This is a genomic window from Cellvibrio sp. PSBB006, from assembly GCF_002162135.1.
GTDB lineage: Bacteria > Pseudomonadota > Gammaproteobacteria > Pseudomonadales > Cellvibrionaceae > Cellvibrio.
Genome location: NZ_CP021382.1, coordinates 645302 through 665553, shown reverse-complemented (window position 1 = coordinate 665553; position 20252 = coordinate 645302). Strand labels below are relative to the sequence as shown.

Sequence of the window (20252 nt, the reverse complement as noted above, 5' to 3'; positions counted from 1 at the left end):
GCGCTTTCGAAACAAAAACCCTCATGACAAACGTATTACGAAGCAATTCATAAAGCCTTGATAATCACATCAACCTCAACGCGGTTAGGTTCAATGCGCGTAGCCAATCCGGTGATATCACCAAACAAGGGTGGCTGGGAATTTCCGCTGAGAGAATAGGATAAGGTTAACCGGTCTTTTTCCCCCGCCCACTGCAATCCGGGACGTAACTCACCGATCAGGGTGACGCCCGCTGCCGCATCTTGCAGCGCTCGAAAGGTATCCATCGCCACGTCTCTGGGCGAGCTTGTATCGCTGGGGGATGAGGTGGGTAAAGCAAAAGGATAGGACTCAAGTACATGCAGGTCCGGCGCCGGAAAGAGGTGCATGACCAGACTCTCCTCTACCGGCAATTCTTCCTCCACATGTGTCGCCGCACCGTTTACCGGTTGCGCGACCTTGGTGCTGTTCATCAGCATGTTGTAGCTGAGCAGGAGTTCAAATTCATATCCCTGCCCATAAAATGAGGGGCGCAGATTGGCAATACGCAGACTCTGGATGTCCCCCTGCCCTTGAGTTGTTTCCTGCAAATGGCTGTAGTTATCCGAGCCAGGTGAATCGATAGAGAGCTGTTTGCTGTAGCTGGCCTGTCCGCGCGGTATTGGCTGGGCAACCAGTGGTTTCATATAAACCGGTGAACGATTGAAGGCAGTACGGCGGTCATTGTCCGACGTGGTTGCCGGGATAAGTTGAGATAAATCCGGCGCTACGAGCACCTCCAGCAGACGCTGTGCACTCAGGTTAAACGACCACGCTATCGAGGTTTCGGTGCCGCCGCCAGCGGTCGTCTCTTCGCGCAGAGTTCCACCCTGCTCCACCATAACCCGGATTTCCAGAGTGCCGCGACGCCAGCCTTGCTCCAGCAACTCCGCCTCGGTCACATCCATCATCGTGCTGGAAATGGGTCCAGGACGAGGTTGATCATTTGGGGAGGGTGAACAAGCGGTCAATAACAGAAGTATCCCACTAACTGTCAGCCTGATATCGCCTAAGCGCATGGGATGCAACTCCTGAAAATCAATTAGCTACGCGAGGAGGCGATAATTTTAAAGCGATCAAAGGCTGCGTGGGTGGTACCAGTCGACGAAAACACATCCTAACCAGGCAGGAGATTGCGCACAAAATCACCTACGATTTCTAAAAAAGTGTTTATACGTCATGAGCAGGCTCAGGGTTCCCATCAGCTCCGCTGGTTGTATCTGCTAGAATGGCCACCTTTTTCAGGTCCTGATTTCTCCATGCCAGCCTCACCTGCTTTTCGTCGTATCCCTTATCTTGCTGACAGCGCGCTCTGGTACCGCGCCCTGCGCCATTTGCCCATGCCGATCTGGCTGGACAGCGGGCGCCCGCAAAGTAGTTACGGGCGTTATGACATCCTCAGTGCGGCACCCATCCGGCATCTGGAGACTACTGGCGATATCACCCGCATCGTTCAGGCAGACGGGCATTTCAGTGAGTCAACGGATGACCCCTTCGCGCTCCTCCAGGCACAGTTGCCTGCGCCGGTCTTGCCACTTCCGGGTATCCCTTTCTGCGGCGGGGCTTTGGGCTACTTTGGCTACGATCTTGGACGCCGGCTGGAAAAACTCCCCACCCAGGCTGTTCAGGATATTGAACTGCCGGACCTGTTTGTCGGGATCTACCTGTGGGCCATTGTGCAGGATCACGAACAGCAACAGGCATGGCTGGTCAGCCTGCCGGAGGCCAACAACCTCGATGAAATTCTCCGGATTATTGAGTTTCACGACTTAATGCAAAACCTTAAGAGTTATAAATTTTCCTTTGAAATCAATAAATTCCAGCGAGAAGTTAATGCAAAAAAATACGCCACTTCCGTTGAGCGTATTCAGGATTACATCCGTGCCGGCGATTGCTATCAGGTAAATTTCGCCCAGCGTTTCACTGCCGCCTATGAGGGCGATCCGCTCATAGCCTACCTAACCTTGCGTTCCGTGCTGCCCTCGCCGTTTTCCGGTTTTATGGAATTGCCGGGCGGGGCCATCCTGAGCCTGTCACCCGAGCGCTTCATCCGCATCGATGGCAACAGACAAGTGGAAACCCAGCCAATCAAAGGCACCATCGCCCGCGGCTCCGATTCGTTAACAGACCAAGCCAATGCCGCCGCTCTGCTGGCGAGCGAGAAAGATCGAGCAGAAAACCTGATGATCGTGGACTTGTTGCGCAATGACCTCAGCAAACATTGCACCCAGGTCAAGGTACCTGCCCTATTCAGCTTGCAAAGCTTCGCCAACGTGCACCACCTGGTCAGTACGATTACGGCCCACATGCAGCCTGATGTCAGCGCACTGGATGTCTTGCGCGATTGCTTTCCCGGCGGCAGCATCACCGGCGCACCCAAGATCCGCGCCATGGAAATCATTGATGAACTGGAGCCGGTGCGCCGCTCAGTCTATTGCGGCAGCCTCGGCTATATCGGTGCCGACGGGCAGATGGACACCAGCATCGCCATACGCAGCCTGGTATGCAGCCAAGGCCAAATCCACTGCTGGGGCGGCGGCGGCATCACAGCAGATTCTGATGTAGAGCGGGAATATCAGGAAAGCATCACCAAAGTGCAGTTATTGATGGACACACTGGAAACACATTTTTCAACCCGATAACCAGCGCACCTCAGCCTATTGTCGCGCGGGTTTTTACCACTCACCGAGGGAGATATGTCATGTTAATTCAAAACCACCAGGTGGACCTGGAGACGCCGACGGGGACCATGCGCGTTTATGTATACCGGCCGGTCAGCAACGGCAGTGCGGATGAGAAAAAATACCCCGCCATTTTGCTCTACTCCGAAATTTTCCAGCAGACCGGACCGATTCGGCGCAGTGCGCAGATCATGGCCGGCCACGGCTTTGTGGTTCTCGTCCCCGAAGTCTTTCACGAACTGAATCCTATCGGCACTGTGTTGGGTTATGACGATGCCGGGCGCGACAAAGGCAATGCCGACAAGGTGGCGAAGACGCTGGAAGCCCATGACACTGATACACAAACCATGATCGACTACCTGGGCACCCAAGCCTATTGCTCGGGCAAGATTGGTGCGATGGGGTTTTGTCTGGGTGGCGGCCTGGCTTATCGCGCCGCTATCAATCCGGCCATTTCTGCTACCAGCTGTTTTTATGCAACCGATATCCATTCCGGCCTGACACCCTCACAACCGGGCAATGAAAGCCTGACACGCACCGGGGAAATCCGGGGCGAACTGCAAATGATTTGGGGCAAACAGGACCCGCATATTCCGGCGGAAGGTCGCGCGCGCGTTTACAGCAACCTTGTCGAAAAAAATGTGAATTTTACCTGGCATGAATTTAACGGCGTCCACGCTTTTATGCGCGATGAAGGCGAGCGTTATGATGCGGAATTACAATTGCTGGGTTACCAAATGGCTATCGGTTTGTTTAAGCGTTGCCTGTATTAATGCAGATGATGTGAAGTGAATTTTTGCAAGGATACAGCATGCTCAACGCATGCTGTATCTGCCAACTTCCGTTTCGTTAACATTCAATCAATGCGGGCGAGTGCCATAGTAGGCATGAATATCCTGCGTCCATGAACGGTCCGCCATATCCGGCCAATCATCCTTATCAAAACCCGGCGCACTTTTCAGGCGATCTTTTTCAACATTCAAGATAAAACGCTTGTTGATGGTATCCAGCGTTAACGCACTCCAGGGTACTGCAAACAATTTTTCGCCCATACCGAGGAAGGAACCGAAGGACAACACCGCATAGGCAACTTGTCCCGATGACATATCCAACATAATTTCCTTGATATCACCAAGGTCTTCATCCTTGTGATTGTAAACATCGTTTCCGATCAAGGTGTCCGCACCCATCAAACGTGGACCTGGACCCTGGTTGTCATGACTTTTGTACATGCCGTAGGTATCACGTGTTTCGTAATTCATCGTTGTTCTCCTGTAATGCATTAATAAAATCCGTTCAACGGAAATTGATTTGCATCCTCAGAGTATGACTCGCCTCTCAGCGGGTCTGTTCGACGAAACACAGTAAATTCGTGCACGGAAAACCCTGATGCCAAAACCGTAAGTTTATTTTTCGGTAGCCGTTTCGCTGTGTTTTTTTGAGCGTTTCGCACGCCACTCCAACACCGCAACCAGGAGCGCCGGCAACATGGTTAAGGTAACCAGTGCCGCACCGATAATACCGGACATCACAATGACACCGACACCGCGATACAACTCACTGCCCGCACCGGGCAAAAATACCAGCGGAGCCAAACCGCAAATGGTGGTAATTGTTGAGATAGCAATCGGCCGCAAACGTGACTCAACCGCTTCGCGTGTCGCTTCTACCGGCGACAAGTTTTCTTCCATCATATTACTGATGGCACGATCCACAATCAGGATGGGATTATTAACCACCGTACCCATCAAGATTAAAAAACCCAACATGGAAATCATGTCGAAGGGTTGATGAAAACCACCCAGCCCCACAACGCCAAACAAAGCGCCGAAGAGATTAAAAATAGCCAGTCCAGCGATGCCGCCGGCAACCCCCAAGGGAATGGTGGTCATAATCAGTACCGGATAACCCCAATGACTGAAGATGGCCACCATCAACAAATAAATAATGGTTAATGCCACCAAATAATTACTGCTTAATGCAGCGCGCGTTGCATCCAGCTGATCGGCTGCACCGGAAATATTCATGCTCACACCCAGCGGCACCTGCCCGGTGTCACGCAGATGCTTAACCAGATCGGTACGCACGCGTTCTACACCGGTTTCCAGTGCAACGGAACGCGGCGGAATAATGTTTAACGTTACTGTGCGTCGACCATCAACGCGACGCACCGTACTGGTATCGACGGTTTCTTCAACCGTTACCAATTCGGACAGCGGCAACACACTACCAACCGGCGTGTGAATAAGAATACGCGATAAGGTTTCTACGCTCGCACCGGGACCGTCCTGGTTGTACAAGTACATATCGATCTTGCTGTCGTCGAGAAAAAATTCATTGACGTAAGCACCGTCAGTCAATGCCGCGATGGTAAAACCGATATCTTCAGCACTCAGCCCAACCTCCGCAGCCCGCTGCCAGTTTGGTCGCACCGCCAACAAGGGTTGCGCCAATGACAGACTGGATGGCTGCGACTGAATACTGGGTTCGTCAAAAATTTCTTCGGCCCGGTTGTAAGCAAGCTGCGCCACTTCATACAGCTTTGCCAAATCGGGGCCGGAAATATCGAGATTGACACTGCGAGTCCCGCCATCGTTACTGCTGATGATGGACCCGCGCGCGGCGAAGGCGCGCATGCCGGGATAGGTTTCATATTTGCGCACCAGCGCCGCCATCAAGGCGTCTATATGAGCTGGGTCTTTGGGTTCCGTAATAATGCGCAACCCTTGCGGCGATATGCGCATATTGACGTATTGCATGGCGGGCACATCGGCTTCACCGCGATCAAATGCTTCCGGCTCATCATCCACAAACGGCAGGAAATATGCTTGCACTTCGCGCCCGATTTCTTCCATGGTCGCCAGGTTATAACCCGGCGGCGCATTCATGGAGGCAAAAGTTTTTGCTTCCTCCCCTTCGGGTAAATATTCCGCCGGCGGCGTCAGGAACAGCGCAATAGCGCCACTGAGCAATACGGTAATGCCGATACAGGCACCCCGCCGAGCGGGCGTTTCAATTAACCAATTTACGCGGTTAGTGATTCCGCGATGCAATCGCTTACCCAATTCATAGTCTGGTGTTTCCCCGGAAAACGACATGCGCGCACTGGCCGTGGGAATGACCGTAATCGCCACCAGCATCGACACCAGAATGGATGCGGAAATGGCAATCGCCACATCGGAATATAATTGCCCGGCTTCTTCGGCAATAAACATGACCGGCAAAAATACCATCACCGTCGTCAGCGTAGACGCCAGCACTGCTGGCCAGACCTTCTGAACACCAACAATCGCGGCGCGTATGCGATCCAATCCTCGCCGCCGTTCAAGTTCAATACTTTCCAACACCACAATGCTGTTATCGAGCGTCATGCCGATAGCAAAAGCGACACCGGCCAACGAAATCACATTCACCGTGCGCCCCGCGATTAATAAACCGAGAAACGCCGCGATGGTACAAATAGGAATACCGACAACACCCAGTGCGGTCACCTTCAATGAGCGCATAAAGACATACATGATCATGGTCGCCAGCAGTGCACCAAGGATCAGATTTTTCCACACATTAATCACTGAAGCCTGGACATACACCACGTCATCGGCCGTTCGCTGTAACACCATCCCTTCGGGATTCAGTAATTCGCGGTTGATCAAATCAATTTCGCGCATCATGGCTTCTTTGATCGCGATCACATTGGAACCGCTTTCGCGCCGCACCGACATACTGATAACCGGCAGGCCGTCCACGTAAGACGTTTCGCGAATTTTAAAATGGTCCAGTTTGATTTCGGCTACGTCGCCTAACCGGATCAGGCTGTCGCCTTCACGACGGAGGATCAGGTTTTCAAGTTCTTCCACATCGCGAAATCGCCCGACAGTGCGCAATAGATATAAACGTTTGCCGCTCTCCAGTTCACCGCCGGAAATATCCCGATTGCGCGCCGCGATAGCCGCACGCACATCAGTCAAACTCAATCCGCGCGCAGCCAGGTGATCCGGGTTCACGCGAATATGAATTTGCCGCTCAGCACCGCCGCCCACATCCACCTGAGCAACACCAGCCACGCTCGACATACGCGGCCGAACATTGTCTTCGATGTAATCGCGCATCATGTCCATGTCGAGGCCACGTGGATTATCCGGCAGCGGCGAGACACGAAAATACATAAAAGCATTGGCGGAAAAAGAGGTGGCGAAGACTTGCGGCTCATCCACATTTTCCGGATAAGACGGCACCTGCGTCAGTGCATTGTTAACGCGAATGAGTGTTTCCGTGATATCGACACCGAAGGGAAATTCCAACTCGATCTCCGCCGAACCGGTGTTGGCAGTCGCAGTGAGTTCTTCCAGATAGGGAATATTACGCAGGTATTCTTCCTGCTCGATCAGGATTTCTTTTTCGATATCCTGCGGCGTCGCGCCGGACCAGCGCGTCTGGATACTGATAGTGCGCACGTCCAAATCAGGAATCATCTGCACGGGAATTCGCAACGCCGCCAGCGCGCCCAGCACACAAATAATCAGGACAGTGACGGTAACGAGGATGCCATGGCGAACGATATTATCAAACATGGCCGTTACTCATCGGTGAGGTTATCAAGCGTAACTGTCTGGTTCGCCTGCAATGATTCATTGCCCCGCACGACCACTTGCTGACCAACCTCAAGACCGGAGCGAATCTCTATCAGGTTGTTAAACGCTAAACCCAGCGTGACCTGCTGTTCGCGTACCTTCGCGGTTTTATCGGATGGATTAACATCTTCTACGATCCAGACACTCACGCGCCCATCAGGATAACGCAGCAACGCATCGCGCGGCGCAACAATCCCCTCACCATCCACCAGAAGATTCAAGGTGGCCCGCACCGACATGCCGGGAATTAATGCCGGCTGCTCTGTTTCATCCACCAGTACGCGCAATAAAAATGTGCGTGCACTGTTATCACTTAAGGGGACTTTGCGATGCACGCGCCCTTGAAATGTCTGCTCGGGATAGGCATCAAAACCCAATTGAATTGCCGTGTCATCGTTGATACGCGGATAAAAACGTTGCGGCACCTGAAAATCAATACGCAGATTGTTCGTTGCCACCAGTTCTACGACTTCGGCTCCCGGCGCTAACCACTCACCGACTTCAACCAATTTGCGACTGACCACCCCCGAGAAAGGTGCGTTGAGATGATGCCGTTGAAATTCTGCCGCCTGACGGCGTGCTTCGGCATCAGCGGCTTGCCAGCTTGCATTGTCAATCTCTACTTGGGCTTCAAGTGCGCGCACCTCACTGGCCGCGATATTTTTTTGGGCCACCAACGCCTGGGCATCTTCCAGTCGCTTTTTGGTTTCTTCCCAGGCTGCTCGTGCGCCCCGCGCAGCCGCACGGGCGCTGTCGCGATCTATCGCACTTAATTCACTATCCAATTCCAACAACAAATCACCAGCAGAAACCTGATCGCCAGCATCCACGTGCACGTTACTCACCAGTCCGGCCACTTCACTCGACAGCACGGAAATTTTTGGTGACGACACGGTTCCGGTAAGCGGAACTTCTTCTATTAACTCGCGCTGCTCGACCCTGGTCACAGCCACTTTTAACGTGTCATCAGCAGAAGATTCATGTGCGAGGAAGATCCCGCACATCATTAACCAGACAGGCGCGCGCAGCTGCGCCAGATAGTCTTTCGTCGACATAGAAGTCCCTTGAGATTAGGTAGTGGCGCACACGATGATTTCTCTGGCGAATATGCGTAGCACCAACTTATGGCAAGTATCAGCGAATGATTACGCATATCGGTGGTGTTTGGTTTTATATGCACCGCAAAAGTTTCGCTAAAAATTCCAGCAGAGCTACCTTAGCCACTTTCCGAGGTTAACCCTACACATCCTTACGGTTTTTTACAGTTCAGGAAATCGTGTTACCGAATCGGCAATTGTTTGATAGCAAACGAATTAAAAGCAGGAGCGTGGACAGGTGCAGGGAAAGGAGAGAAGTAGCACAACGGAAGGAAATGACAGACCAACGTCACGCGGCCCCATATCCAAGGATATGGGGCCTCATCACTTAAAGACTCAGATTGCGATTGCTGGCCTTGATGAATTCTTTTTTCAAATCTTCATAAGTATGCACAGCGGGGAATTGAGGAAATTGTTCAATAACATTTTGCGGTGCATGAAACAGAATACCCACATCTGCTTCGCCCAGCATGGTGGTGTCATTGTAGGAATCACCGGCAGCAATGATGCGGTAGTAAAGCGTCTTCAATGCCAATACCGACTGGCGCTTGGGGTCTTTCTGGCGCAAGGTATAGCCCACCACGCGGTCACGCTCATCCACATTCAAGCGGTGGCAAAACAGCGTGGGAAAGCCCAGCTGGCGCATCAGGGGTTGGGAAAATTCATAAAAAGTGTCTGACAGGATGATGACCTGGAAACGCTCGCGCAGCCAATCCACAAACTCTACTGCACCATCGAGGGGTTTGAGCGTCGCGATAACGTCCTGAATTTCTTTCAAGCCCAGGTTATTCTCCTCCAGAATACGCAGGCGTTGCTTCATCAGCACGTCATAATCCGGGATGTCGCGGGTGGTGGCTTTGAGTGATTCAATGCCTGTCGCCTTGGCAAATTCAATCCAGATTTCCGGAACCAATACACCCTCAAGATCAAGACATGCAATTTCCACATCAACCTCCAGTTAAAGAAGATAAATAAGGTGCGATAACGCGCACCAGACAAAAGTTGGCGGCAATCTACCCGTTTCTCCCATCGAAAGCAAACCTGAACGAACCTCCACCTTTTCACGTGGAACATATTCAAATAAGAGCTAATCAAATAATTATTTATTTCTATAAACAACAATAAATATCCCCTACAATATGCTGATTTTCCAGTAATTTAATCAACAATTTGTGCTTTGCTTGTTTATTAACCACCATATAATGTGTATTTTTTGCTCTCAATGTCTTTTAAATAGACATTGTTTCACGCTTATCTGTCTGATGAAAAATACCCATCCATTAGCGTTGCCTGCCTGAAAAGAAGGGTGTGTTAGGAAGTTAATCCGGCCTCTGGTATCCTTCGCGACCCGTGTTCAGGCTCGTTAATCGTAACTACATAGAATTGACAGCCGTAAAAACCTGCCGAAAAGTCCAGCAAGAGAAGATGAATTATGGCCAGCGAACTGATTAATCTGGTTGACCTGGATGCCGAACTGCAAGCCCAGTCACCACGCAAGATCCTCAAGCACGCCCTCGCCCATTTTGACAATATCGCCATTTCCTTCAGCGGCGCTGAAGACGTGGTGTTGGTTGATATGGCGGTCAGTATGAAACCGGATATCCAGGTGTTTACCCTTGATACCGGCCGGCTGCACCCCGAAACCTATCGTTTTATCGACAAAGTCCGCGAGCATTACGGCATCAGGATCGATGTACTGTCACCCGACGGAGAAGCCTTGCGTCGCTTTGTGGGTGAAAAAGGCTTGTTCAGCTTCTATCAGGATGGCCATCAGGAATGCTGCGGCATTCGCAAGATCGAGCCCTTACGCCGCAAGCTGCACACCGTGGATGCCTGGATTACCGGCCAGCGCAAGGACCAGAGTCCCGGCACCCGTGCCGGTATTCCGGTTATCCAGAACGACACCACCTTTGCCCGTCCGGGCGCCACCCTGACCAAGTTCAACCCCTTGGCTAACTGGAGCTCTCAAGACGTGTGGGATTATATTCGCGGTAATAACCTGCCCTACAACGAGCTGCATGATCGCGGGTTTATTTCTATCGGTTGTGAGCCTTGCACTAAGCCAGTGGGGCCCGGCCAGCATGAACGCGAAGGTCGTTGGTGGTGGGAAGAGGCCACCAAGAAAGAATGTGGCCTGCATGGGGAAAATATAAAGGCGTAAAGCATGATGCCGGACTGCCTGAGCTTGGCAATCCGGCATCTGTGCATCAGGAGCGACCGTAACTGTCCTCGTAACGAATAACATCGTCCTCTTGCAAATACGGACCAGACTGCACTTCAACAATTTCCAGCGGAATCTTACCCGGATTGCTCAAGCGGTGGCGGGTCCCGATCGGGATAAACGTAGATTCGTTTTCCGATAGTAACGTCACCTCATCACCCTTCTGCACCAGCGCCGTTCCTTTCACCACAATCCAGTGCTCTGCACGATGGTGGTGAAGTTGCAACGACAAGCTCGCGCCCGGTTTAACACGGATACGATTGACCTGGTAACGCTCTCCTGTATCAATGGCGTCATAACAACCCCAGGGGCGGTATATCTCACGGTGCTGCAGATGCTCACTGCGCTTCTGCTGGATAATATGTGCAATAACCGCTTTTACCTGTTGCGCCTGGGACTTATCAGCAACCAGCACGGCATCGGGGGTGTTGATGATCATCAGGTTTTTTACCCCGACGGTTGCCACCAATTTGTCCTGCGAGAACACCAGAGTATCCGTCGAGCCGATATCGATGGTATCGCCGATAAAACTGTTATTCGCTCCATCTTTGTCCGACAGGTCAGAGAAGGATTTCCAATCACCCACATCACTCCAGCCGGCATCCAGAGGCACACAGACAACCTTCTGGCTTTTTTCCATCAAGGCATAGTCGATAGAAATATTGGGCGCTTCGGCGAAAGCGTCACGATCGATACGAATAAAGTCGAGATCATGGACTGCCAGGGTTCTGGCCTGCTCGGTGGCAGCGATTACATCGGGGCTGTAATGCTCCATCTCGCTCAAAAACACGTCCGTGTTAAACACGAACATACCACTGTTCCAGTAGTAACAACCTGCGTCTAGATAAGCTTCTGCTGTCGGCAGATCAGGCTTCTCCACAAACTGTTCAACTGGAAAATAAAAGCCATCATCAGCGCCCTTCCCTGTCTCGGTTTTGATGTAGCCATAACCGGTTTCAGGATGCGTCGGTTGCACGCCGAAGGTTGCAATCCGCCCCTCGCCCGCCGCTTGCACAGCGAGACTCACCACCCGTTGAAATTCTTGTACGTCGCGGATCATATGGTCAGCAGCCAATACCAATAAAGTTGGATTGCTTTCCATTGAGCGGGCTTGCAGTGCGGCAAGCGCAATGGCCGGTGCGGTATTGCGTGCTACCGGCTCCAGAATAATGACGGCATCGCGTTGCCCGATTTCCTGCAACTGCTCGGCCACCATAAAACGATGCTCTTCGTTACAGACAACAATCGGCGATGCAACATCCGGTAAACCGGCAAGGCGCAACAAGGTTTGCTGAAGCATGGTTTTATCACCGAACAGCTTCAACAGTTGTTTGGGGTAATGCTGCCGGGAAAGAGGCCACAAGCGTGTGCCGGACCCTCCTGCCATGATAACGGGTATTATCAAGAGATCTCTCCACTGCTGTGTAAATGAAGGGAACCGCCCCTGCGTTGTTCCTGACGCTCAGGGGGCGGTCATAGAATAAAGATTACTTGCAGTAACGCTGACGAACAAATTCTTCGAACTCTTTGCCAATGGCATCGTGACGCGCGGCATAAATCACATTGGCCATCATGTAGCCTATCTTGGTACCGCAATCGTGACTGCGTCCGATTAGTTGATAGGCTTCCATGGTTTCCTGCTCCAATAATTCATCCATGGCGTCAGTCAGCTGAATTTCACCGCCGGCACCAGGCTGGGTTTTGGCCAACAATTCCCAGGTTTTCTTGGACAAGACATAGCGTCCGACGATAGCCATATCTGATGGTGCTTCATCAACCGGCGGCTTTTCAACCATCGCCTTGATGGCAGCGCACTCGCCCGGCCCGATCTCCACACCGGAACAATCCACTACACCGTATTTATCGATCTGATCGCGTGGCACGCGCTCGACCAACACCTGGCTGTTGCCAGTTTCCATAAAGCGCTTGGTCATGCCCGCTAGGTTATCTTGCCGCAGATTGCACTCAGCCCTATCGATCAAGACATCAGGTAGAAGCACCGCAAAGGGCTCATCACCCACCACCGGCCGAGCGCACAAAATCGCATGCCCCAAACCTTTAGCCTCTGCCTGACGGACAGAGATAACGGTCAAACCCGGCGGTGTAATGGAACGAATTTCCTGCAGTAGAGAACGCTTCAAGCGCGCCTCTAACTGCGCTTCCAATTCAAAGCTGGTATCAAAATGGTTTTCGATGGCATTCTTACTGGCGTGAGTCACCAGAACGATTTCTTTAATCCCGGCCGCTGCCGCTTCTTCAATCACATATTGAATCAGCGGCTTATCAACCACCGGCAACATTTCTTTGGGGATTGCCTTGGTCGCTGGCAACATACGGGTACCCAGACCCGCAACAGGAATTACCGCTTTTTTGATTTGCATTCAAAACTCCTTGGTTTTTAATTTGGTTGTCTCTCACGCGAATGATTCGACGCGAAGCAATTATGCGAGTAACGCCAGTACTTCGTCTGTCTTGCGCTTAACCAACTCGGCATCACCACGGCTTTCAACGTTCAGGCGCACCACCGGTTCAGTATTGGACATACGCAGATTGAATCGCCAGGTATCGAATTCAAGGCTGATACCGTCTGTGCGGTCAACCGACTTGGGTTGATCACCATAATGCGCGAGTACGCGTTCGATGGCTTCTTTAGGGTTTTCCACATGGCTGTTGATTTCACCCGGCGATGGGAAACGCGCAATGCAATCTTCGAGCATGGAGGACAAGGGCTGGCTTTTACGGCATAACAACTCCGCGACCAGCAACCAGGGAATCATACCGCTGTCGCAATAGAAGAAATCGCGGAAATAATGGTGCGCACTCATCTCACCGCCGTAGATCGCATCTTCTTCGCGCATACGCTCTTTGATGAACGAGTGGCCGGTTTTGGATTGAATCGCGGTGCCGCCGTTACGTTTTGCGATATCGATGGTATTCCACACCAGACGCGGATCATGAATGACTTTTTCGCCAGGGCTTTTAATCAAAAAGGCTTCCGCCAGTAACCCGACGATGTAGTACCCTTCGGTGAATTGGCCTTGCTCATCAAACAGAAAACAGCGATCAAAATCACCATCCCAGGCAATACCCATATCAGCGCCGTGCTTCAGGACAGCCTCGCTGGTGACTGGACGATTTTCAGGCAGCAAGGGGTTGGGAATACCATTCGGAAAATTGCCGTCGGGCTCGTGATTGATCTTGATAAATTCAAATGGCAAATGTTTTTCAAGCGCGTCGATAACATGACCCGCCGCACCATTGCCGGCATTGACGACCAGCTTCAGTGGTTTTAACTGAGTTACATCAATATACCCGAGCAGGTGTTGCACGTAAGCATCCAGCGTACTTTCCTGACGATAGCTACCGCGCTTTCCTGCATCAACCGGGGCAAAATCATTCGCTTCTGCAAGGCGTTTGATATCACTTAAACCCGTGTCATTACTGATTGGCTTCGAACCTTCGCGCACCATCTTCATGCCGTTGTAGTCAATCGGATTGTGACTGGCCGTAATAACGATGCCGCCGTCTCTTTTGAGATGACTGGTGGCAAAATAAATTTCTTCAGTGCCACACATACCGATATCGATGACGTCTACACCTTCATCGCGCAAACCATTACTTAATGCATTTTTTAATGCATTACTGGTCAAGCGCACATCGCCACCAACCACGACAGTTTTTGGACGTAAAAAAACCGCATAAGCACGGCCGATGCGGTAGACGATGTCCTCGTTTAATTCTTCTCCCAATTTGCCTCGAATGTCGTAGGCTTTAAAGCAAGTCAATGTCATGTCGAATATTCCATCTTTACACTGAAACAATCCGTCGGCAAACAACTACCGACATTATTTAATACTGCGGAGCAACATAGCTGCGCATTCTTACCGTTTGTTGACATCTCTCCATACAAACTATGATGTAGATATCAAGAATGCTTAGCGCCTTTCACCAAACTCAGCATAGCTTCCAATACTTCTTCGATAGTCATCTGTGTGCTATCCAACAATATCGCATCAGCTGCCGGTTTTAATGGCGAAACTGTGCGTTTGCTATCACGTTCATCACGTTCCTGAATATCTTTTATCAAGGCATTCATGTCGACACTCTCGCCTTTTTCGACGAGTTGTTTGTAGCGACGCTGCGCGCGCGCTTCTGCACTGGCAGTTAAAAATATTTTAATATCTGCATCAGGAAAAACGGTGGTGCCCATATCGCGACCGTCTGCTACCAGACCGGGCAACTGACGAAAATCCCGCTGACGCTTGAGCAGCGCTTCGCGCACACCGGGATAAGCGGCCACAACGGATGCATTCATACTGATAATTTCATTGCGAATAGCGCTGGTGACATCTTCACCGCTCAATAAAATGCGTGTGCTTTCATCGGTAATATCAAAACGAACATCAAGCTGTGCAGCAACCTGCTCGACTTGTCGCTCATCCTGAATATTAACGTCTTGTTTGAGCGCTGCCAGTGCAACCAATCGATAGAGTGCTCCACTATCGAGCAAATGAAAGCCAGTTTTTTTTGCGAGCAGCTGACTCAATGTTCCTTTGCCGGAACCACTGGGGCCATCGATCGCGATGACAGTAGGTGTGCCAATAGTAGTCAAATCCAGATTCCTTACATCCAATTAAACATTCAGCGAACGATTGATGGATTCACACACGGCAACCGGGTCAATAGCCTGGGTAATAGGACGGCCAATCACCAGATAACTGCTGCCCGCTTGTATGGCTTCCCCAGGGGTAAGCGTACGGCGTTGATCATCCTTTACTGAATCCGGCAAACGGATGCCAGGTGTTACCAGGCAAAATTCATTTCCCAAAGAAATACGCAAATCCCGTGCCTCCTGCGCCGAACAGACGATACCGTCAAGCCCGCATTGTTGGGTCAACCGCGCGAGGCGCGCTACTTGCTGCTGTGCTGATTCCTGAATACCGATAGCCTGCAAATCACTATCATCGAGGCTGGTCAGAACAGTGACGCCGATCAATAAAGGGCGCTTGCCTGATGCTTGTTCCAAAATTTCGCGGGATGCGCTCATCATACGCTCACCGCCCGAGGCATGCACATTGACCATCCAGACGCCGAGATTGGCGGCAGCCTTCACAGCTTTGGCTGTCGTATTGGGGATATCGTGAAATTTCAGATCCAGAAAGATTTCAAAGCCCATCGCCATCAATTGTTCAACAATGGCGGGGCCCGCAGTGGTAAACAGCTCTTTACCGACTTTTAATCGACAGTCCCGGGGGGATAAACGTCTGGCCAGTGCCAGACAATCGTTCACGTTGTCAAAGTCCATAGCGACAATTATTCGCGGCCCTTGCACTGGTATCATCACCACCTCACCTTTCTCCAGCTGTAAAAAAAGCCCGATCCTTGCGGATTCGGGCCGTCATTAAAGCAAATCTTACGGGTTTTCGCAGCAATTCTCGCTGTCAGATGTTACTGGAGGCGGAGATTATCGCGGTTCGCATCCAGAATCGCGACGCCAATACCTTTAACTTCCAACAGTTGCTCTACTGAAGTAAACCCTCCATTAGCCTCACGCCACGCAATAATGGCCTCCGCCTTTTTCGCACCAATCCCTTTCAGAGTTGATAGGGTATCAGCGTCCGCCGTATTGATATTGACAGCTTGTTGCAGCTGAGAAGCTTCCGCTGCCTTTTGAGCAGGTTTATTTTCTACAGCCAGAGCAAAGGAAGAGGAAAGGAGAACAAGTGCAGCAGCAAAAACACAGGAGACAAACGCTTTCATAGGAAAAATCCTTTTCTATTTAATAGATGATTGGAGTATGCATGCGATTCCTGCATGCGGCGCGTAGGTTATAAAGCGAGACGGGTTATGGCCAGAGGAAATGACTGAAAGTCGTGTAGGAGATGTCTTACAAGAAATATGTTCCACCACCGCCGGATATTCAGCGGTGGTGGATAGAAAATGGAATCAACGCAATAATTTACTTAAATCACGTGCGTCCCAATGGGGAAAATGTTTGCGAATCAGCGCATTTAATTCCAACTCAAACTCGCTGTAATTGACGGCAGTTGTCGTTGTTGCTTCCAAACGATCAATCACCATGCCAGCGCCCACCGTGAGGTTAGTCAGTCGATCAATAACGATGAAAGCACCAGTAGCACGATTCACCGGGTATTGATCCACAATAACTGCCTGATTCAACGAAACATCCACCACAGCAATATCGTTTAGTTGCAGGTTATCCACATGGGTGTGTTCCTGCGTATTAACATCGACGCGATAATCAATCTTTTCAACACTGCCGCTGACGACCTTGCTGGCGAATTTGAATAAATACTCTGTGTGTGTGCGGCAGGCTTTTTCGTTCATCCACACCACATGTGCTTTAAGATGATTGGTTTGCGGCACCTCATCTTTGGCCAACACAATCATATCGCCGCGACTGATATCAATTTCGTCTTCCAGCGTCAGCGTAACTGCCTGACCGGCAAAGGCTTCCGGCAGATCTCCGTCATAGGTGACTATCGCTTTTACCTTGCTGGTTTTGCCTGAAGGCAGCGCTTTAATCGCATCGCCGACACGTACCACACCGGAAGCAACATTGCCGCAGAAACCGCGGAAGTTAAGGTTGGGACGATTGACGTATTGCACCGGAAAACGGAAATCATCGAAATTTTTATCCGCTGCTACCGGAACCGATTCCAGAATCTCCATCAAAGTCTGGCCCTGATACCACGGGGATTTTTCGGAACGGTTAACGACGTTATCTCCCTCAAGTGCAGAGATGGGCACAAAACTGATGCCGTTCATACCGAGCTTTTCAGCAAAAACCAGATAATCTGCTTTGATTTTTTCAAATACCGATTCGCTGAAATCCAGTAGATCCATCTTGTTGATGGCGACCACGATGTGGCGAATACCCAGGAGTGAAGCGATATAACTGTGGCGACGTGTCTGCGTCATCACACCGTGACGCGCATCGATAAGGATAATGGCCAAGTCACAGGTTGATGCACCGGTTGCCATATTACGCGTGTACTGTTCGTGCCCCGGTGTATCAGCAATGATAAATTTACGTTTGGCCGTAGAGAAATAACGATAAGCCACATCGATGGTAATGCCCTGCTCGCGCTCGGCCTGCAAACCATCCACCAACAATGCCAGGTCAATTTTTTCGCCGGTGGTGCCGTGCTTGGTGCTGTCGGAACGCACCGCTTCCAGCTGATCTTCATAGATCATCTTGGAGTCGTGTAGCAGCCGCCCGATCAAGGTGCTTTTACCATCATCCACGCTACCGCAAGTCAAAAAGCGCAACAGCTCTTTTTGTTCATGCTGCGCGAGGTAGGCATCGATGTCCGTTGCAATTAAATCTGATTGGTGTGACATATTGGGTCTCTAGTCGCTAGTCGTGAGTAACTAGTATGTATTCGTTAAATGATTTCAAAATGCGGCGGATTAGTGGACGTAGTGCATGAGGCAAATCCACTAACCTTGCTTGCTCGCCCACTGCTAGAAATAACCTTCCTGTTTTTTCTTTTCCATTGAGCCAGAGCTGTCGTGGTCGATCACTCGCCCCTGGCGCTCGGACGTCGTGGTAAGGAGCATTTCCTGGATAATTTCCGGGAGCGTTGCCGCTTCGGATTCCACTGCACCGGTTAAGGGGTAACAACCAAGGGTGCGGAAGCGAACCATTCTTTCTTCCACTTTGTCATTCGGGCCAATAGGCATACGATCATCGTCTACCATGATCAGCGTTCCATCACGCTTGACCACCGGACGCTTGGCCGCGAAATACAAAGGAACAATCGGGATGTTTTCCAGATGGATATATTGCCAGATATCCAGCTCCGTCCAGTTGGACAGGGGGAATACACGAATGCTTTCACCTTTGTCGACACGACCGTTATAGATATCCCACAATTCCGGGCGCTGGTTTTTCGGGTCCCAACGATGGTTTTTATCGCGGAAAGAATAGACCCGCTCTTTCGCACGGGATTTTTCCTCGTCACGACGGGCACCGCCGAACGCTGCATCAAAACCGTATTTATTCAGCGCCTGCTTCAGACTCTGGGTTTTCATAATATCCGTGTGTTTGGCACTGCCGTGAACAAAGGGGCTGATGCCCATATCAACACCTTCCTGGTTGATATGCACAATCAAATCCCAACCCAGCTCTTTGACACGCTTATCGCGAAATTCAATCATCTCGCGGAATTTCCAGGTGGTATCAACGTGCATTAAGGGAAATGGCGGTTTTCCCGGGTGAAAGGCTTTCATGGTCAGGTGCATCATCACCGCCGAGTCCTTACCCACGGAATACAGCATAACCGGCTTATCAAACTCCGCCGCCACTTCACGAATGATGTGGATACTTTCCGCTTCCAGTTGTTTCAAGTGAGTCAGGTTGTAGTTGGACATTAACGACTACCAAATAAAAAGTGATTACTGACAGGCAGCAGGCTCGCTGGTCGCGAATTATAAATAACCGTCCGCCAATTGCTAATGATTAATTACTTCTATGTTTATGCCTGTTTGTTTGGCCAATTGAACAAGTGTCGGAAAAGACATAGCGACATTTGTCGTATTTTGCGCATGAGTCGGCCCTGTAGCACTCAAGCCGTAGCAGCATTGATCATGGTGAATTTCCAGGTATCTTGCTGTCCGGCTGTGCCGGAGTATCCACCGGCGAGTGATTATCTCGATCAAGGTCAGCTTTTTTAGCCAAGACGTTGGTGAAATGGTCACGCGCCGATTTTGCCCGGGTAAAAACCTCAAGCAGATATTCGCTGTTCTCCTGCTCAATACCACTACGCAGGCGCATCAGATTATCAATAAATAAATCCAGCGCATGCAGCACACTGGTTTTGTTGGCGCGCATAATATCGTGCCACATAACCGGATCACTGGATGCGATGCGGGTAAAGTCACGGAAGCCGCCAGCGGCATAGCGAAAGATATTGGGGTTACCAATGTCTTTCGCCAGGGTATCCACAAGAGAATAAGCAATCGCATGAGGCAGGTGGCTCGTAGCCGCCAATACATCATCATGCTCCGCCACCGACATACTTAACACTTCTGCACCCACGGCCTGCCACATGTGGGTGACCAGCTCAAGGTGTTGTGCGCCCGTGTTCTCCAGCGGGGTCAGGATGACGCGATGCTTTTCATATAAATCAGGATTTGCTGCGGTTACGCCACTTTTTTCCGAGCCGGCAATCGGATGGCCTAAAACCAATTGTGCAGGCACCTCGCCATAAACTGCTTCGGCTGCCTGCTGCACACTACCCTTAACACTGGCGCCATCGGTGACGGTTACCGAAGGCGAGACGGTATCTTTTATCTGTTGAAATACGGCGGCCACCGATAACGTCGGCACGGCAATAAAGATGACATCGCCCGCACTCAATTCGCTCGCTATCTCGGCGAGCTCAACATAAGCGCGATCAACAATACCCAAGGCTACAGCCTCTTCACAGATTTGTTGGCGACGAGCAATGCCGATCACTTCTTTGCAGACACCACGGGCCTTCAAACCGGTTGCCAAACTGCCGCCGATCAGACCGATACCGACCACGACGAGCTTGTTAATACCCTGCCAGCGAGACGTTGAAGAGAGAGTCATAAC

The 20252-nt window shown here is 51.0% G+C and carries 17 protein-coding genes; 3 read left to right on the top strand and 14 right to left on the bottom strand.

Annotation, left to right across the window (positions count from 1 at the left end):
- Positions 1-47: 47 nt before the first annotated feature.
- Positions 48-929 carry a hypothetical protein gene (locus CBR65_RS03060; protein ID WP_087465479.1) on the bottom strand — a complete coding sequence of 294 codons (882 nt, stop codon included), beginning with the start codon at positions 927-929 and terminating at the stop codon, positions 48-50.
- Positions 930-1277: 348 nt separating this feature from the next.
- Between CBR65_RS03060 and pabB the strand changes: the two genes are divergently transcribed.
- Both pabB and CBR65_RS03050 read left to right on the top strand, forming a co-directional pair.
- A complete protein-coding gene (gene pabB, locus CBR65_RS03055; RefSeq protein WP_087465478.1) occupies positions 1278-2660 on the top strand; it encodes an aminodeoxychorismate synthase component I in 1383 nt (460 codons plus the stop codon).
- 59 nt (positions 2661-2719) lie between these two features.
- Positions 2720-3472 carry a dienelactone hydrolase family protein gene (locus tag CBR65_RS03050; RefSeq protein WP_087465477.1) on the top strand — a complete coding sequence of 251 codons (753 nt, stop codon included), beginning with the start codon at positions 2720-2722 and terminating at the stop codon, positions 3470-3472.
- Positions 3473-3559: 87 nt separating this feature from the next.
- Here CBR65_RS03050 and CBR65_RS03045 read toward each other — a convergent pair whose 3' ends face one another.
- The 4 genes from CBR65_RS03045 to thrH form a co-directional block, all read right to left on the bottom strand.
- On the bottom strand, positions 3560-3961 hold the full coding sequence (locus CBR65_RS03045) for a PRC-barrel domain-containing protein (protein ID WP_087465476.1): 402 nt from the start codon (positions 3959-3961) through the stop codon (positions 3560-3562).
- Between the two features lie 144 nt (positions 3962-4105).
- Positions 4106-7270: an efflux RND transporter permease subunit gene (locus CBR65_RS03040; RefSeq protein ID WP_087465475.1), complete on the bottom strand. Its 3165-nt coding sequence runs from the start codon at positions 7268-7270 to the stop codon at positions 4106-4108.
- A 5-nt stretch (positions 7271-7275) separates the two neighbouring features.
- Positions 7276-8385 carry an efflux RND transporter periplasmic adaptor subunit gene (locus tag CBR65_RS03035; RefSeq protein ID WP_087465474.1) on the bottom strand — a complete coding sequence of 370 codons (1110 nt, stop codon included), beginning with the start codon at positions 8383-8385 and terminating at the stop codon, positions 7276-7278.
- A gap of 370 nt (positions 8386-8755) precedes the next feature.
- A complete protein-coding gene (gene thrH, locus CBR65_RS03030; protein ID WP_087465473.1) occupies positions 8756-9373 on the bottom strand; it encodes a bifunctional phosphoserine phosphatase/homoserine phosphotransferase ThrH in 618 nt (205 codons plus the stop codon).
- Positions 9374-9859: 486 nt separating this feature from the next.
- On the opposite strand from thrH, the gene CBR65_RS03025 reads away from it, so the two are divergent.
- On the top strand, positions 9860-10588 hold the full coding sequence (locus CBR65_RS03025; protein WP_087465472.1) for a phosphoadenylyl-sulfate reductase: 729 nt from the start codon (positions 9860-9862) through the stop codon (positions 10586-10588).
- Positions 10589-10634: 46 nt separating this feature from the next.
- On the opposite strand, the gene CBR65_RS03020 is transcribed toward CBR65_RS03025, so the two are convergent.
- The 9 genes from CBR65_RS03020 to CBR65_RS02980 form a co-directional block, all read right to left on the bottom strand.
- The gene (locus tag CBR65_RS03020) at positions 10635-12053 is read right to left on the bottom strand and encodes a mannose-1-phosphate guanylyltransferase/mannose-6-phosphate isomerase (protein WP_087465471.1); all 1419 of its coding nucleotides are present in this window, start codon (positions 12051-12053) and stop codon (positions 10635-10637) included.
- A gap of 82 nt (positions 12054-12135) precedes the next feature.
- Complete coding sequence (gene galU, locus CBR65_RS03015) at positions 12136-13029, bottom strand: UTP--glucose-1-phosphate uridylyltransferase GalU (protein WP_087465470.1); 894 nt, start codon at positions 13027-13029, stop codon at positions 12136-12138.
- Positions 13030-13089: 60 nt separating this feature from the next.
- The gene (locus CBR65_RS03010) at positions 13090-14439 is read right to left on the bottom strand and encodes a phosphomannomutase (protein ID WP_087465469.1); all 1350 of its coding nucleotides are present in this window, start codon (positions 14437-14439) and stop codon (positions 13090-13092) included.
- 134 nt (positions 14440-14573) lie between these two features.
- Entirely contained in the window at positions 14574-15251 is a 678-nt protein-coding gene (gene cmk, locus CBR65_RS03005) for a (d)CMP kinase (RefSeq protein ID WP_087468905.1), read from the bottom strand.
- 30 nt (positions 15252-15281) lie between these two features.
- Positions 15282-15986 (bottom strand): orotidine-5'-phosphate decarboxylase, encoded by a 705-nt coding sequence (pyrF, locus tag CBR65_RS03000; protein ID WP_198300946.1) that lies wholly within the window; start codon positions 15984-15986, stop codon positions 15282-15284.
- A 110-nt stretch (positions 15987-16096) separates the two neighbouring features.
- A complete protein-coding gene (locus CBR65_RS22570) occupies positions 16097-16408 on the bottom strand; it encodes a helix-hairpin-helix domain-containing protein (protein WP_087465467.1) in 312 nt (103 codons plus the stop codon).
- A gap of 186 nt (positions 16409-16594) precedes the next feature.
- Positions 16595-18013 carry a sulfate adenylyltransferase subunit CysN gene (gene cysN, locus CBR65_RS02990; protein ID WP_087465466.1) on the bottom strand — a complete coding sequence of 473 codons (1419 nt, stop codon included), beginning with the start codon at positions 18011-18013 and terminating at the stop codon, positions 16595-16597.
- 123 nt (positions 18014-18136) lie between these two features.
- Positions 18137-19045: a sulfate adenylyltransferase subunit CysD gene (gene cysD / locus CBR65_RS02985; protein WP_087465465.1), complete on the bottom strand. Its 909-nt coding sequence runs from the start codon at positions 19043-19045 to the stop codon at positions 18137-18139.
- Between the two features lie 214 nt (positions 19046-19259).
- Positions 19260-20249 carry a prephenate dehydrogenase/arogenate dehydrogenase family protein gene (locus tag CBR65_RS02980; protein WP_087465464.1) on the bottom strand — a complete coding sequence of 330 codons (990 nt, stop codon included), beginning with the start codon at positions 20247-20249 and terminating at the stop codon, positions 19260-19262.
- Positions 20250-20252: the final 3 nt, after the last annotated feature.

What these genes read in the sequence shown, in the direction of transcription:
- CBR65_RS03060 (WP_087465479.1), bottom strand. Translation starts at nt 929, where the DNA reads ATGATGGATGTGACCGAGGCGGAGTTGCTGGAGCAAGGCTGGCGTCGC.
- pabB (WP_087465478.1), top strand. Translation starts at nt 1,278, where the DNA reads ATGCCAGCCTCACCTGCTTTTCGTCGTATCCCTTATCTTGCTGACAGC.
- CBR65_RS03050 (WP_087465477.1), top strand. Translation starts at nt 2,720, where the DNA reads ATGTTAATTCAAAACCACCAGGTGGACCTGGAGACGCCGACGGGGACC.
- CBR65_RS03045 (WP_087465476.1), bottom strand. Translation starts at nt 3,961, where the DNA reads ATGAATTACGAAACACGTGATACCTACGGCATGTACAAAAGTCATGAC.
- CBR65_RS03040 (WP_087465475.1), bottom strand. Translation starts at nt 7,270, where the DNA reads ATGTTTGATAATATCGTTCGCCATGGCATCCTCGTTACCGTCACTGTC.
- CBR65_RS03035 (WP_087465474.1), bottom strand. Translation starts at nt 8,385, where the DNA reads ATGTCGACGAAAGACTATCTGGCGCAGCTGCGCGCGCCTGTCTGGTTA.
- CBR65_RS03025 (WP_087465472.1), top strand. Translation starts at nt 9,860, where the DNA reads ATGGCCAGCGAACTGATTAATCTGGTTGACCTGGATGCCGAACTGCAA.
- galU (WP_087465470.1), bottom strand. Translation starts at nt 13,029, where the DNA reads ATGCAAATCAAAAAAGCGGTAATTCCTGTTGCGGGTCTGGGTACCCGT.
- CBR65_RS03010 (WP_087465469.1), bottom strand. Translation starts at nt 14,439, where the DNA reads ATGACATTGACTTGCTTTAAAGCCTACGACATTCGAGGCAAATTGGGA.
- CBR65_RS22570 (WP_087465467.1), bottom strand. Translation starts at nt 16,408, where the DNA reads ATGAAAGCGTTTGTCTCCTGTGTTTTTGCTGCTGCACTTGTTCTCCTT.
- cysN (WP_087465466.1), bottom strand. Translation starts at nt 18,013, where the DNA reads ATGTCACACCAATCAGATTTAATTGCAACGGACATCGATGCCTACCTC.
- cysD (WP_087465465.1), bottom strand. Translation starts at nt 19,045, where the DNA reads ATGTCCAACTACAACCTGACTCACTTGAAACAACTGGAAGCGGAAAGT.
- CBR65_RS02980 (WP_087465464.1), bottom strand. Translation starts at nt 20,249, where the DNA reads ATGACTCTCTCTTCAACGTCTCGCTGGCAGGGTATTAACAAGCTCGTC.